Here is a 16,779-nt window from a genome sequence, read left to right as displayed (position 1 = left end):
CCACATCGGCACGGCAGGAGGACAGCGATGGCACGCAGCATCGGCGATCGGTATGAGTGCACGGAGTGCGGGGCGGCCCTCGTCTACGAGAAACCGTGCCCGTGTCCACCCGAGATGGAACACCGGGAGGTCTGCTGTGGGCAGCCGATGACCCAGGTCGCCGGCGCGTCCTGAGCCGGCCAGCTGGACCGCCCAGCATCTCGCCCCGCTCCCGGCCCTTATCACGTGCCCGACTCGCCGGAATGCGGTGCACGAGGCACGATCCGATGCGCAACGGAGAGCATGGCAGCCCACTGGTGTGGGCGGGCGCCATCACCTCCACCGACGGCACCCCGCCGGAGGGTAAGGTCGAGCTGTGGCACGCCGATGCCGACGGCTTCTACTCGCAGTTCGCGCCCAACCTGCCCGAGTGGAACCTGCGCGGCAGTTTCAGCACCGGTCCCGACGGCGCGTTCGAGACCAGCACGATCCTCCCCCGCCGTACCAGGTCCCCACCCACGGCTCCTGCGGCAAGCTGATCGCCGCGGCGGGCTGGCACGCCTGGCGTCCGGCCCACATGCACGTCAAGGTGTCCGCACCCGGCCACGAGCTGCTGACCGCCCAGCTGTACTTCCTCGGTGACCCGCTCAATAAGGACGACATCGCCGGCGCGGTGAAGCCCGAGCTGATCCGCCGATGATGTTCCACGTCCGCATGGACGACGCGATCCCGCCGGACATGGACCCGCAGCAGCGGGCCGATTTGGTGCACCACGAAAAGCTGTACTCGCAGCAGTTGCAGCGGGACGGCAAGTGGCCGCACATCTGGCGGATCGTCGGCGAGTACGCCAACTACTCGATCTTCGACGTCGACTCCAATGACGAACTGCACCACATTCTTTCGGGCCTGCCGCTGTTTCCGTACATGAAGATCCACGTCACGCCGCTGGCCGTGCACCCGTCGGACGTCAACGCGGAGTACGGTTTTCTGTCCCGGGTCCCATTCGTCCCGGTGGCCTCACGTATCCGCTTTTCTCAGTGAAAGTGCGAGAAGACCTCTGCAAAGAGTGGGTTCGTGTGACTCGTGATGACGCGCGGGCAGCAGAATGGAGCCATGGCGGGCGGTCTCTCGGAGAAGGTGTGGTCGGAACTGGTGGGCACGGTCGCGGTGGTCGATCTGGAGTCGGCCTGCGAACTGTACGGCCGTGACCTGCTGCCGTACCCGTTGGGACGGACCCGGCCGGTGGGGTCGGTGTGGCTGGCCTGCCGCGAGGTGGGACCGGCGGAGGAGCGGCTGAGCGACGGGGATCTGCGCGGTATCCGGCCCTGGGTGGAAACCCTTGTGCGGGCGGAGGTGTGCGTCGAATGCCGGGTTCATCACGTCGACGAGGACACCCCCGACCTCCGGCTGCACGGGTTGCGGGCCGGCGGGGACGGGTTCGTCGCGATGCAGCGTCGAGATCGCGACGGAGTGGACGTCGTCGACATCTACGCGGTGTCCCCGGAGAGCCTGGCTGTGGTGGTCACCGGCGCGGCCGGGCTGGTCGGTCCCGGGACCCATCCACGGATCGCGGTGGCCGGCATGGAGGATCGGTTGCCGGAGCCGCCGGAAACGTTGGACCGGTACGACGACCTCGGCCTCACGATGACCCCCGCCGCCGAAGAACCCGAGGTGTGCGTCGTCGAAGGTCGTGATGTCGTGGCGACCGGGACCGTGCAGGTGCGGCATGACGTGGCGCGGCAGTGGGGCGTCGATCCCGACAGTCCGCTCCTGCAGTGGGTGCAGGTCCGTGACGACGGCGACTACCTGTACGAACCGGACGACACCGGCTGCGCCGAACCGCTGGACGCCGAGTTGCTCAATGCCTGCGTGGATCAGCTGATCATTCGGGGATGAACCTTTCGTCGTGCAGACGTTGCAGGGCGCGGCGGTCGACAAGCTCGTCTCGGTATTCGGGGTGCTGCCAGTAGAAGCGGACCCACTCGCGGAGCGCGTCACTGTTGTTTGTCATGGTGTCGGTCACCAGCATTGCGCTGCGGCGGGGCAGCTTCACAACGATCATCTCGCGCCCGATGCTTCGGCCACGGGGCTGACGGTCCAGGATCTGTTCGATCTCGTCCCATTCTCCGCGCTTGAAGACGTTCCAGTGGCCGTTCCAGATCTCAAAGCCGCCGGGGTGGAGGCGCAGGTGGCTGTCGCCGTGCTGGAACATCCGGTAGAGGACCGCGACCCCGAACGTCAGGACGAAGATGCACAGCGAGAAAATCCCCACTCGGAGAGTGCCTCTCGGAACGTAATCGACCATGCCCTGAGGGGCGAACACCAGGTACAAGCCCGCCGCGAGGACACCGCACGTGAATCCGACGATGCTCACCGGGTCGAGCCACTTCGCCGGCCGGATCACCGTGCCGGCGGAACCATATTCCGTCCGTGGTCGGGCCGCTCCCGACAGCGCGTACCCCGCCTGGAAAGTCGCAGTGGAGCACATGATGCCGGCACCGAGCATGATGACCGCGGTGAGGTAACTGCCGCGTAGAAGCCAAGTGACAGACCATCCCACGAGGAAGACGGACAAGACCGCCACGCATACGATGCCCACGATCAGCCGGCCGGGGGATCTCATCGCGGACAGAACGTGTTGCCGATCCAGTTGCCCAACGCCTGACCGGCACCGGACGCGCCGAACACTGCGACAGCGGTGATCGGTGGGCTGAACGTAGCAGTGGCGATGCCCCCGAGGGTGCCCGCAGCCACCGAGGTGGCGCCTTCGGCCGCTGCGACGCACTTCTCGAAACCTGTGTCCGCCACTGCGATATCCCACAACGCAGTGCCGATACCCAGTGCCGGTCCGCCGTACTTCGCCCCGAACCGCACCTTCTCCGCAGCGTCATCGGTGAGCATCGGGATACCTCGTCCGGCTTGGTTTTCCAGTCCACTCAGAGCAGCGCCGGCGGCGGTCAGAATCGGATGGTTGTAGAGGTCGAGCGGCACATCGGCCTGGCGGCCGTCCGGCGTCGTGATGGTGCCGACCTTCTGGCCGTTGGGGCGCTCCAGGAAAAGGATGACCGTGCCGTCGGCGAGTTGTGTCGTGGTCGATTTCGAGCCGGCCAGGCTGTGGTGCGCCCAGTCCTCGAAGACGACCGAGGTCGTCTCCGAGATCGTGTTGCCGTCCTTGTCGAAATGCACTTCGGTGGTCAGCGGCCCACGGTCGGAGAACTGCGGTTCGGCATCGGCAGTCCTGACGTGTTTACTACCGTCCTGCATGAACATCGTCGTGACGGTGGCGATCTCTTCTCCGGCCTCAGAGTGGAACTGCTTGTCCACCTTGGTATCCCGGATCGTCTGCGCCATGTCCGCGTCCCGGATGGTGGCCTGCTGAAGGAGACCCAGGGCGGTCGACGGATCGGGCACGTCGTCACCGGGCCGCTCTGTTCCCGGGAGCAGCAGGCCGCCGAGATCGGCCTGGTTGGGCGCCTCGCGGCTGTGCGGCGTCGGTGACGGCGGCGGCGGTCTCGTCATCGGCGGCTCCGACCGCCAGCAGCAGCCGGTTGACCGCGGCCTGCTCGGACTGGGCCCGCCGTTCCAGCGCCGCGGTCTGTTCGGCGGAAAGCTGAGCGCCGGTGATCAGCACCACCCACTGGTCACTGACGTGCAGCTCGCCGCTCATATCGAGGTGATCGGCTTTGTCCAACAGCGAGGTTCGGGCCGCGCCGATGGTGCCGGCGCCGTGTGTCAGGGCTTGACCGACGGCGGTGGTGTACGCCGAGAACGCACTCGTCTGCTTCGCCGCCCGCTCGAACATCGACGCGGCTGCCGTGTGCGCGTCGCCCGACCAGGCCCTGGTGTCCGGCATCGTGGCGATGTTGGTGCCGACCGCCGTCACCGCGTCTTCGATCGCCGTGCCGGTGTCGGTGATGGACCGGCCGGCGAACGTCAGCGTGTCAGGGTTCCAGCGTTCCAGCCGGGAACGTGAGGGCAACACGGATCAGAAGATCCCGACGAAGCGTTCCGCCAGACCCTGGTCCGTCACCTCATAGGTGTTGCCTGCTCCGCGCACCGCCGTACCCATCTCGGCGACGTTGGCCGCGATTTGGCCGGCGAGCTGGTCGACGTGGGCGCCGACGAGTCCGGCCGCCCACTGCGTGGTCGATCTGTCCAGGCCGTCGGCGGCCGAGGAGACTTTGCCCCCGACGTCGGCTTCATGAATCCGGCCCGACGCGATGTCCGCCTGCCCGGCGAAGGCACGCAGCACGTCCGGGTCAACTTCCACAGCAGTCTCCCTCCGACCGATCGACACGCAGGGTCAGCTAGGAGATTAGTTGCGGCTCAGAGGGGGTCAGGTCACCAATTTCCGGGCCCGGGGACGGCCTGGTGCGACAGCAAGAAGGCCCTGAACTGGATAACCAGTCAGGGCCTCTCACCTGCGAACACACGAGTCGGGGTGGCGGGATTCGAACCCACGACCTCTTCGTCCCGAACCACGCCACCTGGGGTTTTGATGACGTTGGGTACGTTGGCCCGCGTAAGTTTTCCCAGCTCAGCTGCATTGGGTGGGTTGGCGCGCGCAGGAGTCGCGAAAATCTACTGCGGACTGCCTGCGGACTGAGACACCTTGGTGGTCAAGGCCGCCTTTGATTTACCGAGAGCGGGAACCTTGAAATCAGGATGTCAGTTTGGACGCTTACTCGACGGGCTTGCAACACCAGATCACGACGGATCCGCAACCAAAGATCACGTCTGCGAATGGACCTCGCGTTCCTCGCATTCCTCGCTTCCACTAGTAGTGCGTTGCTCCTTATTTCTGCGTGGCGGTGTCAGCTACTGGGGTCCGCGTTGCTTTGGAAGGCCACCAGCTGGCTTCGCGTAGAAGTGTGGCGATGGCGGGCACGGTGAGGGTGCGCACGAGGAAGGTATCGAGCAGCAATCCGAAGCCGATGATGAGGCCGGCTTGGATCATGATTGCGACTGAGCCGACCATGAGGCCGAACATGCTGGCGGCGAATATCAGACCAGCTGAGGTGATGACGGCTCCGGTGTTTGCCACGGTGCGCAGGACGCCGACGCGGATGTTGGTCCCGGATTCTTCGCGGAGCCGTGAGACGAGCAGCATGTTGTAGTCGGCGCCGACGGCGACGAGGATGATGAATGCCAGTAATGGTACGGGCCAAGCGATTTCGTAGCCCAGTCCCCATTGGAATACCACAACGCCGATGCCGAGCGAGGCGAGGTAGTTGAGCACGACGGTGCCTAAGAGGTAGAGCGGTGCCAGGAGTGCGCGCAGCAGTAGGACCAGGATGACGCCGACGATGATTATGGTGGCGACGGCCAGTTGTGCGAAGTCGGCCCATAGGAATCGTTGGATATCGGAGTTGACGGCGGGGAAGCCGGCGACGGATACGGTGGCGTCGGCGAGCGACGTGTTGGGTCGTGCGGTGTTGGCGGTGTCGGTGATGCGGCTGGCGAGCTCCATGGCTTCGACGCTGTAAGGGTCGTGGCTGCTTTCGATCATGAACCGCGCGGTCTTGCCGTCCGGTGAGAGGAATTGCTTGGCAACATCGGTGAATTGCCGGTTCTCGAATGCATTAGCGGGCAAGTAGAAACCGCTCGAGGAGTCGGAGTCCGCCGCTGCGCGTGAGGAATTCTGTAGTTGGGTGGCGATCTGGCTCATACCGGACAGCATTTCGATGTTGCTGTCGGCGAGGGTGCGGACACCGGTCGCGAGTGCTTGAGCGCCGGAGGCGAGCTGTCCGATTCCCTCCTGCAATCGGCGGAGATTGGTGGCTAGGTCGGCGGGGTCACCGAGGGCTCCGAATGCCTTGTCCAGCGAGGCGACTGCGTTCTGGACGTTGGAGAGGGTGCCACCAACGGTGGCATTGGTCGCGGGATCGTAGCGGTCCCCGAGGTCGGCGATCTGGTCGAAGAATCCGCTGTCGCGCAGGCTGACCAAAATCTTCACCTGGTCACGAATTTGGGCGCACTGCGGGGTGGCGGCACACCACGGTGAGGTGTTGAGCGCGCCCACGAGTGGATCGAGCTGGGTGATCGCGTTCTGCGCCTGGTTGGCCAGCGGTCGCAGTCCTGGGCCGGATTGGATGGCTTGGTCGACGGCGGGGGCGGTGGCGGAAAGTTGTTGCAGCAGTGGGCGGAACTGGTTGACCTGAGTTCCCGCGGATTGAGCTTGGGTGAGGATTCCGGCCAGTGGCGCGAGGGCGGTGCGCACCGTGCCATCGAGTTGGGCGAGGCCGTCGGCGAGCTGGTCGGCGCCGCCGGTGAGTTTGGCGAGGTCGTCCTTGCGTGAGTTGCCCTCGGCGACCGCGCCGGCCATTTTCTCGCCGATCTGGCCGTTCTGCCAGGCCAGTTCTGCTTGGTCGAGGCGCTCCCCGGTGGGGCGGGTGACTCCGGACACCCTGGTGACGCCGGGGATCTGGGAGACGCGAGAGGCCATCTCGTCGAGATCGGCCAGCCCCCTCCCGGTCCGCATGTCGGTCGGGTTCTCTACGACGAGGAACTCGCTGATGACGACGTCCTTGCGGAAGTGGCGGTCCAGAAGTTGGTAGCCCTGGTTGCTGGCCGTGGTGTCTGGTTGTCCCTTGCGGTCGTCGTAGCTGATTTTGATGGTCGCAGCGGCTGCCGACAGGGCGAGCAGGATGGCCAGGCTGACGATCAGCAGTGGCACCGGACGGCGGACCACGGCGACGGCGACGCTGTTCCAGTAGCGGCGGGTGCGATCGGATTTGGGTTCACCGATGCCGCGTTTGGCGGCTAGCGACAGCACGGGTGGCAGCAGGGTGACGGTCGCCAGAAATCCGAACAGCACGGCGATGGCACACGCGGGGCCCAGGGCGGCGAAGACGCTGAGCCGCGCGAAGACCATGGCCAAGAACGCGAGTGCCACGGTGGCGGCGGACGCCAGGATGACGCGCCCGATGCTGGCGGTGGCGTGGATGATCGCCTGATCGGCGGGTACTTGGGCGCGGCGCTGCTCGTGGTACCGGCTGATCAGAAAAACTGTGTAATCAGTTCCGGCGCCGAGCAGGATCGCCGTCATGAATGCGACGGTGAACTGGGAGACCGGCATGCCCATCTCGCCGAGGGCGGATAGCACGCCGCGCCCAACCGCCAGGCTCAACCCGATTACCAGCAGTGGCAACAGCGCGGTGAACACTGACCGGTAGACGATCAGCAAGATCAGGGCGATCACGCCGGCGGTAGCGATCGAGATCAACAGCAGGTCGTGCTCGGCGGAGGCGATCATGTCGCTGAAGGTCGCCGGTGGTCCCGTCACTTGGACGGTCGTGGTCGATCCGGTGAACACCTCCGCGGCGATGTCGCGCACCGCGTTCAAGGATTCGGCTGCCGTGGGGTCTCCGAGGGTGCCGGTGACACCGACGGGCAGATACCAGGCTTTGCGGTCGGCGCTGACTGCCTGAGCTTCGGTAATCGGATCGGCCAGCAGGTCCTGCACCAGCAGGACGTGGTCGCCCTCGGCCTGCAACCGGCGCACGAGTTCGCCGTAGCGCTGCCGTGCAGTTGGAGTCAAGCCAGTGGGGTCTTCCATGGCGACGAACACCATGGTTTTCGAGCCTTCTTCGCCGAACGCGGCGCTCATGCGGTCAACCGTCTGCAAGGACGGGGCGTCGCGAGGAATGAGGTCCACCGACTGTTGGCGCACCACGGTTTCCAGCTGTGGGAACAGCAGCGCGAGAACCACCGCGGCGCCTAGCCATACCCCGATGACGAGCGCTTTGTGTCGGAGGGTGAACCGGGCCAGGGTCGCCAACCGTTCGCTGTACTCGCGAGTGTCGGCCGGGTCGGTGGATCCGTTGGCGCGCCGACCAGGCCGCTTGGCCTGGCTTGGGGCATCTGCACTGCCGTCGGTCACTTGGCCTCCACTGGTAGCGATACTGCCGGTATCGGTACGCTACCGCACGTAGTGCAAGTGGTGACGGCGACCGGTGGGGGCCTCGCTCAAGAGCGTCATGAGTCGACTCCCTACGGGATTGCGGCGGGCCAGTCGGCCGCGAATACCTGCACGGCGTGCAGGGCGCCTCCTACCGCCACCGTCGCCAGTGCCGCACGATCACTGCTGGGGGCGGGAATGACGACAGCCGCTGCCACGTCTCTGAGAACTCGAAGTTTGAGCGTTCTGATCGTCAATCGCTGCCCTCCGCGGAGTCCTATGGTGGCACGCGCCCCCATTGGGGGCGGATGCTACCAAAGTGTTGCGACCTACTGTGGCTTGCCAAGATGGACATGTGCGGACGCGGTCGAAGAGATGGGGCGGGCGTACCGGTGCTGAACGCCGGGCGGAGCGCCGTCAGCGCCTCATTGATGCCGCGACGGAAATCTGGAGTGAAAGCGGTTGGGCAGCAGTCACGATGAGAGGAGTGTGCGCCAAAACCGGCCTGAACGACCGTTACTTCTACGAAGACTTCAAGACCCGCGACGAGTTACTTGTCGCTGCATGGGACGGCGTGCGCAACGAGATGCTCGGTGAGGTTTCTGCGACGCTCGCAGAACGCATCGGGCAGCCGCCGATGGAGACCATCCGCGTGACCATCGCCGCGGTGGTCGACCGGATTGCAGAGGATCCGGGCAGGGCGAAGATTCTACTGGCTCAACACGTGGGCAGTTCCCCGCTTCAGGATCGGCGCGCTGTCGCACTGCAGGAGGCGACACACCTGGTGATCGCAGCCAGTGAGCCACACCTGAGGCCGGAAGCCGATGAAACCGCCCTTCGGATGGACACACTGGTGGCCGTTGGTGGCTTCGTCGAATTGATCACCGCATGGCATGCAGGTTTGCTTGACGTCATCCAGGGGGAGATCGTGGAGCACACGAGTCGGCTTGCCGAGACGCTCGCCGAACGTTATTTGGTCGACGACGCTGGCCTCTAATGTTGTACAGCGGCGTTCATGTGTTCAGTCCGGAATGAAGCAAGCGGAGGCACCTCGACATTCGCGAAGCGCGGCCGGGAGGCGCCAGAAGCTAACTCTGAGGTTTGGCTTTGGTCGTGGCCGACTCGACTGCGTTCTGCAGCAGCACATAGCTGCCGAGGCTGCCCAGGAAACCTGCGCAGTGCTGAACGAGTTCATCGGTGGTGAACTCGAGTTCTCCGTCGAGCCAGCGGCGCAAGACTTCGAATAACCCACCCACACCCAATGTCGAGGCCAAATGGGCAACGCCCACTGCGGAGTCGGCGATGTCAAGGTGAAGTCTGGCCTCACGCAATACGAGGTCGGTGAAACCGGTCATCATGTCGCTGCGTAACTCCCGAAGCAGCGGCTCCGTTGCAGATTCCACGAACAAGATCCGACCCAGTCGAGGATCATTGTTGATCATGCTGACCAGCCCGCGGATCGGCGCGTACGCGAGCACCTCGGGTGGGGCGCCGGCATCGGGGATCGCGTCAACTATCACCTCCTGGAAGGTTGCGTAGAGCTGCTGGTAGACAGCTCGCAAGAGGGCGTCTCTGTCAGGGAAATGCTGATAGAAGTAGCGTGACGTCACGCCGGACTCAGCGCATACGGCAGTCACCGTGGCGGCGGCAACGCCGTGCGTGCCGATCAACTCCATCGCGGCCTCGATGAGACGCGTGCGCCTGTTCCGGTGACGCTCCTCGGCGGACATCCCGCTGTACACCCGCACCGATCGCACAACGCATAGCTTGCCATCTAATTCTGACTAGGCGTAAAGTCAGATCATCAGTGCCCATGACAACAGGAGAACAACATGAGCGACGATTCGTCCACACGGCCCACCACGCGGGTCGTCCCGAAGCCCCGCCGTGTCCGATTCGACATGCCTGCTGAGACCAGTCGGCAGCACTTCGTCGATGGCGACTTGGTGATGAGCCACTTTGTGTCCACCTTGTCGGCCACGTTCCCCGAAGGCGAAGACTTCTTCATCCGGTCAGTCCGCGAGTACCGGGACCACATCAGCGACGCTGACCTGAAGGAGGCGGTCAAGGGATTCATCGCTCAAGAGGCCACCCACCGGCACCAGCATCGGCTGCTCAACGATCGCCTTCAAGCGATGGGCTATCCCACCGAGGGGATCGATCGGCATATCAAGAAGTTGGTTGGCCGACTCGAGAAGCGTTTTTCTCCCAAGATGCGCCTGGCTGTGACGGCAGCCCTCGAGCACTACACGGCGACATTCGCCGAGATCATTCTCACCAGCGACGAAGCTCAAGAACTGATCGGCTACACCGAGGTGCGGCCGATTCTGCTTTGGCACGCACTGGAGGAATGCGAGCACAAGGCCGTCGCTTTCGATGTCTACGAGACGGTCGGTGGAAGCGAACGCACCAGGGTCTGGGGAATGCGGATCGCCAGTCTCCTATTGTTCACCGAGTTGGTCATCCAGACCACCCGCTCTCTGGCCGGCGATCGTGCCGCCTACAACCCGGTGCGGTTGCTGCGCAGCCTTCGAGCCTTCCGTCATAACCCGCTGTTCAGCCGAGCAGCGATTGAGCGCTTCCGTTCCTACACCCACGCCGGGTTCCATCCCGACGACTGGGATAGCGCAGAAATCCTCGAACGTTGGACCAAGGAACTCTTCGACGCCGATGGCGGCCAACAGCTACGGAGTAACGTGTAGGTCGACAAGTACTTTTGTGGTGAAAGCCGCCATATGGAACGACCTCTTCACGAAGAAGTGCGTTGCGCCGTGGCCGCATCGCGCGTTCAGGCATTCCGCTGATGCGGGCGGAAGGGCCATTACCGCCGTCCCGTCAGCGTCCGAAGACGTCCCGGCAAATCTGCACACAAGTTGGCGCCGTGTCAGCGAGCGCGCATGTCTTCTACGAATTGCTGTCCGGAGTTGCGATGCCGTTCGCGTCGGTGATTGGTCCGGTGCCGGCAGCGACGGGTTGGGGCATGAGCACCGCAGTAGTACTTCGCATGGCGGAACGTGCCGATAAGCGTCACGAGGCTGTCCTCGGTGTTGTGAACGGCCTGTTCCTGACGACCGTGTTGGCTCACTTCATACACTGGCCGAAGCGCTGGAGATTTGGTGTGCCAAGCCTGTCCGAGTGCGAAGGACTATGCGGCCCAATCCTGGTGCCTTACAACGGTATTCTTTACATTTCGGGGCTCAGTGCTGTAGCCGGATTGCTGGAGAATGGTCGCCGAGGTGCGGTCCGTGGTGCGATCGTCCCGCTGCTGGGTGTTCCAGTTCTCCTTCGACTGCAGCGGATGGAATTCCGTCGGCTCAGTCTTCAGGCCCGGCGCAATCCTCGGTGGTGGAATCGCCGTCTGCAGATGCAACCGCCCGACCGTTCGACATCGTCAGATCCCGACCAACAGGTGCTAGGGGCAGAGTCATAGCACGGAGTCGACATGGCGAGCCGATCACCCTTCAGTCAACGGAGGGTCGAACTCCGTCAGGGGGCCATCCTTCGAGGCCGTCTTCTAGCGGCACGTGCAAGGACCGCAGCAGCGCTGAGAACAATCTCCAATTCCCGATCGCGGCGACGAGTTCGACGAGGACGGCCGGGTCCCCGTGCAACGCGCGCTGACACTCAGCCCAGGTTTCATCCGAGATGGTGCCGTCACGCAACGTCTCGTCTGTCGCCGCCAGTACCGCCCGCTCGGCTTCGCCGAAGTGGCCGGCGTTCTGCCAGTCGCGCACCCCGAGCAGGTCGCGTTCGGGCACATCGAGCAAGCGGGCAACCCTCCAGTGTTGCGTCCACTCATAGACCGAATCAGTGACCCAGCCGATTCGCATGATGATCAGCTCCCGTAGCCGCGCATCCAGCGCGCCTTTCCACAGCAACGCCTCCAGCATTCCATGCAATGCGACGGCTACAGGGGGCTGATGAAGCGCGATCCTGAAAACAGACAGTTCAGCCATGGCGTCCGGAATCCCGCATTGAGCGGCGCGCTCGCGGGCATCTGTCAGGGCAAGCATGTCAACCCGGCTTTGGCTGCTCACGGTGGATCCTTCCGGTTGGGCGCTAGTTGGCGCTGTCAGGCGATCGGCACAAAGACGTTGTGCAGAGCGGGGACCCGGTCCGGCTCGTTGCCGGCCAGAAGGTCGAGCAGCCCGGGCAGGCCGGCGAAACCGGTGATCTCGCGGTGCAATTCTTCGAAGGGCCAACGCCTAGAGACCAGCAGCTCGATGGCGCTCTGGTAGGCGGGGTAGTCGACCCCCAACGAACCGAAGATGCGTAGTTCCTTGAATACGAGCAGGTCTGGCTCGAAGCCCGGCGCTCCGCCGCCGCCGCGTGTGCCCGCGACCACCACGCGTCCGCCGGGCTGCGCGAGTCCGACGGCGTCCGCGAATGCGGCTGGCGCCTTCGCGGTGACGTCGACGACGACATCTGCGAGCCGGCCGGTCGCCATTTGCAGGGCCTGCGCCGGGTCGTCTTCGGTGACGTCGATGGTCAGGTCCACGCCGAACTGGTGGGCTGCGGCTAGCCGAGTTCGGTCGCGAGGGCCGACCCCGGTCATCGCGACGAATGCCGCTCCGGCCTCCTTGGCGGCTACGGCAGCACAAATCCCGCGGATCCCTGGTCCGAGGACCGCGACGACGTCGCCCGGGCTTGTCTCGGGCAACATGGCAGCCCATTTGATCCCTGCCCCAAGCGGATTGAACAACGTCGCGACGATCGGGTCGAGTCCGTCCGGGACCGGCAACGGCATGGAATCGAACGGCAGATGCAGGTGGGTTGCATAGCCTCCCCACAGGCCGGGCGGGATGTTCACGTCGACGAAGCCGAACATGGTGGCGAGGCCGTTGCTCGAGCACCTGCGATACTCGCCGCGGCCGCACGAGTCGCACTCCCGACACGATCGGAACACCTCGACGGCGACTCGCTGACCCACCGAGACGCCCCAACGCTCGCGCGCGGCGTCACCGATTCCCTCGATGACGCCGATGATCTCGTGTCCGGGGATGAAGGCGAACCCCGTCGGCAGGTGTCCGCTGAACTGCTCGTGGTCGGTTCCGCAGAGCCCGCACGCCTCGATCCGCAGGAGACCGGACTCGTCGTCGATGCGCGGCACCGGAAGATGCCGCCGTTCAAGGGTGCGCGGCTTGGTCAGCACGAGCGCGTCGGCGTTCACGACAGTTCGAATTCGACGTGTCCGTCCGCCTGCCGCACGGCGACTTGGTGTCCGACGCACATGTCTCGTGACATTGCCACCGCCACCTCGGCATCGTCACTGCGCGCCGCGACGCGGCGGCCGTCGGTCATGCGCGCGAAAATCGGCACCCAGGAGGGGCCTTGGTCACGGTCGTGCACGACCGTGTATCCATCTATGGTCGCCTCTCCGGATGCGTCGGCGGGAGAAGCGACCGGGAGGGAGGTGCCGTCGATCGCAGACTGCGCATCGGCCATGTCCGGAGTCTGCCATCCCGTTGGCGGTGGAGTCGCCGACCACAGACCCAGCGAGTGCTTTGTGATGTACCAGCCCAGTCCGGACACGAGCCCGACGGCGTCCGGGTCGCTCCTGCAGCGTCGCACCATCTCGACGATCGAATGGCTGACATAGTTGTTACCCGGCCCTCCGTGGTAGGGCAGTCCGCCGGTCACCGTGAACCCGCGGTCATCCGCCGGGTCGAGATCCAAGGCGTCGATCGCCGCCTCGACCGCGGAAGGAAAGCAAGAGTAGAAATCAAACCATCTAATGTCGTCGATGTGAAGTCCACTGGCCGCCAATACCGCCTTGCCGGCGGCCCTTATTCCGGCGGAACGACCCAGATCAGGCCGCTGAACCGGGAAATACACGTCGTTGCATGTGGCCGACGACCACGGGAAGACCCAACGATCACTGGGCACTCCGAGTTCCTCGGCGACTTCGGCGGCCATGATCACGAAAGCGGCAGCCATATCCACGGCGATGATGCTGTTGAGCAGCTTCGGATACGGCTCGCACACCATCCGGTTAGCCGGGGAGACCGTGCTGAGCTCGTCTGCGCTACGGGCACGCGGAAACCAGGCCTGCTCGAGATGTCGGGACGCCTCAACCGTGAACGGAGCCATCAAGTCACCCAGCCAGCGGCGCTGTTCGTCGAATGTGCGGCCTGATCGGGCCGCGATCGCGGATTCGAAGATCGGGTACACCTCGTGCGGCCAATGTAACCCGGCGCCCACCTCGGCTTCGCTCAGTCCCGGGCGGGTGTCACCGAGTGACTCGTCCTGTGCTGCGATGGGTTTGGGCTCCAAAAGTGCGCTACCGGATGCGACTTTGCGTGCTGACGCGCCGCTTTCCGCTCCGACGATCAGAGCCCCGTCGCTGACGCCGCGCCAAATGCGGCGGCCGAGGACCTCGACCAGATACTGGGGGGTGTTGCCGCCGACCGGACAACTGATGCGATGATCCGGCGTCAGCCCAGTCGCTTCGGCAATCCTCGACGCGGGGTTGTCGCGTGGGATCATCAAGATTCCGGGCGTCGCCACGGTATCGATGCGATGCCCGATCGCGGCCGAAGCATCATGCAGCGCTCGACGCGCGGCCTCGGCGGCCAAATCGATGGGATCGACGGTGCCTTCACCGCGATGTGTCAGTTCACCGACGCCGACGACAACCGGAGTGCGTGGTGGGATGGCCAACGGTCAGATCACGCTCATCGTCGAGGTCTTCTATGCGACACGACTGCGATATTGTCACATCCGTTTCCATGCGACAACCGCGGGTGTTCGACAGAGCGGGTCCCTTGACAGGGCATACTCGTACCCGTGACGAAGAGATCGTTGCGGCGGGGCGACGCGACTCCTGGGCGAAACCGCGATATGGCGCGCGATCGCCTACTCGACGCCGCCGAAACGTGCCTGCAAGGCAAGGGGCTGTCGGGCACCACGATGGAGGATATCGCCAGGCATGCGGGCGTATCGCGCGCCACGGTCTATCGCTACTTCGCTAGTCGCGAATCCGTCGTATCCGGTGTCATCGTCCGCGCAGCGGAACGCTACCTGCACCGCACCAGCGGACGGATCTTGGCGCACACCGACTTGGGCTCTGCCATATTGGACTTCGTTGCAGTCACGGTGCGCGCGGCACGCCGCGAACCGATAATCGGCATGCTCTTCGCCAGCGACGATGAACTCGCCGGCGTGGGACTGGCCGAGGGAACGTCGGTGGCGCTGTTCGAACTCGTCGCCGAGTTTCTGCGACCCGTGTTCGCCGCACACTGGCATCAACTCGAAGCCGGCGTTTCGGTCGATGACGCCGCCGAATGGATTTTGCGCATCATCCTCAGCTTGCTCGCGGTTCGCGGCCCCCGGCACCGCAGCCCCGAAGGAATCGATGCTTTCTTGCGCCGATTCCTGCTTCCCGCGCTACTGGCCGACACTCACAGTTGCATTGCTGCGACAACTGCGGAGTAGTGTCTCAGCGATGGCATCGGTATCGCTGAACGAAACGAGGCGCTGACCATGGACTTCCCCCAGTTCAACAAGCAAATAGCCGAGGAGCTCCAGCACGCGGGGGGAACCTCGGGAGGGCTCGCCAAGTACTTGGACTTCCGCCACATCGAGTTCTCCGCCGGGAGACTGGTAGTGGAAATGGACGCCCGAGCCGATTTGTTGACTCCTTTCGGCACTCTGCATGGCGGATGCCTGTCAGCGATGGTCGACCACTGCTTGGGCGTGGTGTTCTATCCGGTGATCCCACCTGGGTCATGGGTGGCCACAACCGAATTCAAACTGAACCTCCTACGTCCGGTGTCCAGTGGAGTCTGCGTTGCGGTCGCCGACATCATCGCGCTGGGGAAGCGTAGCGGCGTCGCCAGGATCGACATCACCAATACGGGACGCCCGGTATGCGCCGCACAGGGAACAGTGACCGTCGTCGCCCAGAGCGCCTCGTGATCCGGTCGCGGAACGAGAACGCTGCCCAAGGCGACCATCGAGGACACAGCAAATGACCTCAACGTTCGAGCGCGTCCGCAACGAAGACGGAACCGCCCTTGCAGCCGATGTCTACCGACACGAATCCGCCCGCGCGGTCGTCATACTGCTGCACGGCGGTGGACAGAACCGCCATGCCTGGGCGACTACCGCGCGCCGCTTACACGCGCGCGGGTATACCGTCGTCGCTTACGACGCCCGCGGTCACGGCGACAGCGAGTGGGACCCCGATGGTCGATACGATCTCGACCGACTTGCATCCGACCTGCTGTCGATTCGCCGATATGCCAGCGATGGCCGCCCGCCAGCTGTCGTTGGCGCATCCTTGGGCGGCATGACGGTGTTGGGAACGCATTTGGTGGCGCCTGCCGATCTGTGGGGAGCCGTCGTACTGGTCGACATAACTCCGCGAATGGAGTTTCACGGAGCACGCCGCGTCGTGTCTTTCATGGGCGCCCATCCCGACGGATTCGATACGCTCGACGCGGCCGCGGACGTCATTGCCCAGTACAACCGGCATCGCGCTCGGCCCAAGAACTTGGACGGTCTCCGAAAGGTCTTGCAGCAGCGCGACGACGGTCGGTGGATCTGGCGATGGGATCCGGCGTTCATAGCTTCCAACTTCGAGTTCCTGCAGGGCGACCCAGCAACTGGTGCCAAAGAATTCGGCGCCATAAGCGACCTTCTCATCGAAGGGGCCCGCCGCGTGCGAGCACCAACGCTTCTCATTCGCGGCGTTCACTCCGACGTGACGTCGCAGCAGTCGGTCGAGGAGTTCCTCGAAGTCGTACCGCACGCCGAGGCTGTCGACGTTTCGGGCACGGGCCACATGGTTGCGGGCGACGACAACGACGCCTTCACTTCGGCAGTCGCAGATTTTCTCGACCGCACGCTGAACGACTCGTCGGACTGAGCGTCTTTCAGGGCCCTGCGATGGCCGCGGC

Annotated in this window: 17 protein-coding genes and 1 pseudogene; 9 read left to right on the top strand and 9 right to left on the bottom strand. The window is 64.4% G+C overall.

Features of this window, described 5'->3' with window-relative positions:
- Nucleotides 1-213 precede the first annotated feature (213 nt).
- The 3 genes and pseudogenes from KXD97_RS04860 to KXD97_RS04850 all read left to right on the top strand — a co-directional run.
- A pseudogene (locus KXD97_RS04860) lies at nt 214-670 on the top strand (catechol 1,2-dioxygenase); the annotation flags it as partial.
- 5 nt (nt 671-675) lie between these two features.
- Nucleotides 676-1,020 (top strand): muconolactone Delta-isomerase, encoded by a 345-nt coding sequence (catC, locus tag KXD97_RS04855; RefSeq protein ID WP_260755653.1) that lies wholly within the window; start codon nt 676-678, stop codon nt 1,018-1,020.
- 72 nt (nt 1,021-1,092) lie between these two features.
- Nucleotides 1,093-1,875: an ESX secretion-associated protein EspG gene (locus KXD97_RS04850; RefSeq protein ID WP_260755652.1), complete on the top strand. Its 783-nt coding sequence runs from the start codon at nt 1,093-1,095 to the stop codon at nt 1,873-1,875.
- On the opposite strand, the gene KXD97_RS04845 is transcribed toward KXD97_RS04850, so the two are convergent.
- The 5 genes from KXD97_RS04845 to KXD97_RS04825 form a co-directional block, all read right to left on the bottom strand.
- The gene (locus tag KXD97_RS04845) at nt 1,862-2,602 is read right to left on the bottom strand and encodes a hypothetical protein (RefSeq protein ID WP_260755651.1); all 741 of its coding nucleotides are present in this window, start codon (nt 2,600-2,602) and stop codon (nt 1,862-1,864) included. The two genes, KXD97_RS04850 and KXD97_RS04845, sit on opposite strands and share 14 nt — an antisense overlap.
- The gene (locus KXD97_RS04840; RefSeq protein WP_260755650.1) at nt 2,599-3,498 is read right to left on the bottom strand and encodes a hypothetical protein; all 900 of its coding nucleotides are present in this window, start codon (nt 3,496-3,498) and stop codon (nt 2,599-2,601) included. Before KXD97_RS04840 ends, KXD97_RS04845 begins: the two co-directional genes overlap by 4 nt.
- Entirely contained in the window at nt 3,395-3,961 is a 567-nt protein-coding gene (locus tag KXD97_RS04835) for a hypothetical protein (RefSeq protein ID WP_260755649.1), read from the bottom strand. The genes KXD97_RS04840 and KXD97_RS04835 overlap by 104 nt, the downstream gene beginning before the upstream one ends.
- Nucleotides 3,962-3,964: 3 nt before the next feature.
- Nucleotides 3,965-4,249, bottom strand: a complete 285-nt coding sequence (locus tag KXD97_RS04830; RefSeq protein ID WP_260755648.1) for a type VII secretion target — start codon at nt 4,247-4,249, stop codon at nt 3,965-3,967.
- A gap of 525 nt (nt 4,250-4,774) precedes the next feature.
- Nucleotides 4,775-7,861: an RND family transporter gene (locus tag KXD97_RS04825; protein WP_067992162.1), complete on the bottom strand. Its 3,087-nt coding sequence runs from the start codon at nt 7,859-7,861 to the stop codon at nt 4,775-4,777.
- A 373-nt stretch (nt 7,862-8,234) separates the two neighbouring features.
- On the opposite strand from KXD97_RS04825, the gene KXD97_RS04820 reads away from it, so the two are divergent.
- Nucleotides 8,235-8,876, top strand: a complete 642-nt coding sequence (locus KXD97_RS04820) for a TetR/AcrR family transcriptional regulator (protein ID WP_085981140.1) — start codon at nt 8,235-8,237, stop codon at nt 8,874-8,876.
- Nucleotides 8,877-8,967: 91 nt separating this feature from the next.
- On the opposite strand, the gene KXD97_RS04815 is transcribed toward KXD97_RS04820, so the two are convergent.
- Nucleotides 8,968-9,609 (bottom strand): TetR/AcrR family transcriptional regulator, encoded by a 642-nt coding sequence (locus tag KXD97_RS04815; protein WP_011895470.1) that lies wholly within the window; start codon nt 9,607-9,609, stop codon nt 8,968-8,970.
- Nucleotides 9,610-9,711: 102 nt separating this feature from the next.
- Here KXD97_RS04815 and KXD97_RS04810 point away from each other — a divergent pair, with 102 nt between their 5' ends.
- Both KXD97_RS04810 and KXD97_RS04805 read left to right on the top strand, forming a co-directional pair.
- The gene (locus KXD97_RS04810) at nt 9,712-10,581 is read left to right on the top strand and encodes a metal-dependent hydrolase (RefSeq protein ID WP_011895469.1); all 870 of its coding nucleotides are present in this window, start codon (nt 9,712-9,714) and stop codon (nt 10,579-10,581) included.
- 179 nt (nt 10,582-10,760) lie between these two features.
- A complete protein-coding gene (locus tag KXD97_RS04805) occupies nt 10,761-11,309 on the top strand; it encodes a hypothetical protein (RefSeq protein WP_052537336.1) in 549 nt (182 codons plus the stop codon).
- Between the two features lie 31 nt (nt 11,310-11,340).
- Here KXD97_RS04805 and KXD97_RS04800 read toward each other — a convergent pair whose 3' ends face one another.
- From KXD97_RS04800 to KXD97_RS04790, 3 genes are read right to left on the bottom strand one after another with little or no spacing between them, the layout of a single operon-like run.
- Nucleotides 11,341-11,916, bottom strand: a complete 576-nt coding sequence (locus tag KXD97_RS04800; protein ID WP_041800308.1) for a carboxymuconolactone decarboxylase family protein — start codon at nt 11,914-11,916, stop codon at nt 11,341-11,343.
- A 35-nt stretch (nt 11,917-11,951) separates the two neighbouring features.
- Nucleotides 11,952-13,049, bottom strand: a complete 1,098-nt coding sequence (locus KXD97_RS04795) for a zinc-binding dehydrogenase (protein WP_067992164.1) — start codon at nt 13,047-13,049, stop codon at nt 11,952-11,954.
- A complete protein-coding gene (locus KXD97_RS04790) occupies nt 13,046-14,539 on the bottom strand; it encodes an acetyl-CoA acetyltransferase (protein WP_067992167.1) in 1,494 nt (497 codons plus the stop codon). The genes KXD97_RS04795 and KXD97_RS04790 overlap by 4 nt, the downstream gene beginning before the upstream one ends.
- Before the next feature lie 180 nt (nt 14,540-14,719).
- Between KXD97_RS04790 and KXD97_RS04785 the strand changes: the two genes are divergently transcribed.
- From KXD97_RS04785 to KXD97_RS04775, 3 genes are read left to right on the top strand one after another with little or no spacing between them, the layout of a single operon-like run.
- Nucleotides 14,720-15,313 carry a TetR/AcrR family transcriptional regulator gene (locus tag KXD97_RS04785; protein ID WP_011895464.1) on the top strand — a complete coding sequence of 198 codons (594 nt, stop codon included), beginning with the start codon at nt 14,720-14,722 and terminating at the stop codon, nt 15,311-15,313.
- Between the two features lie 48 nt (nt 15,314-15,361).
- Nucleotides 15,362-15,796, top strand: coding sequence for a PaaI family thioesterase (locus tag KXD97_RS04780; protein ID WP_011895463.1), 435 nt, complete (start codon nt 15,362-15,364; stop codon nt 15,794-15,796).
- Nucleotides 15,797-15,848: 52 nt separating this feature from the next.
- A complete protein-coding gene (locus KXD97_RS04775) occupies nt 15,849-16,748 on the top strand; it encodes an alpha/beta fold hydrolase (RefSeq protein ID WP_011895462.1) in 900 nt (299 codons plus the stop codon).
- The last annotated feature ends 31 nt before the right edge of the window (nt 16,749-16,779 follow it).

It is taken from the genome of Mycobacterium sp. SMC-8 (assembly GCF_025263565.1).
Taxonomy (GTDB): domain Bacteria; phylum Actinomycetota; class Actinomycetes; order Mycobacteriales; family Mycobacteriaceae; genus Mycobacterium.
This window is presented reverse-complemented; position numbering and strand designations above follow the sequence as displayed.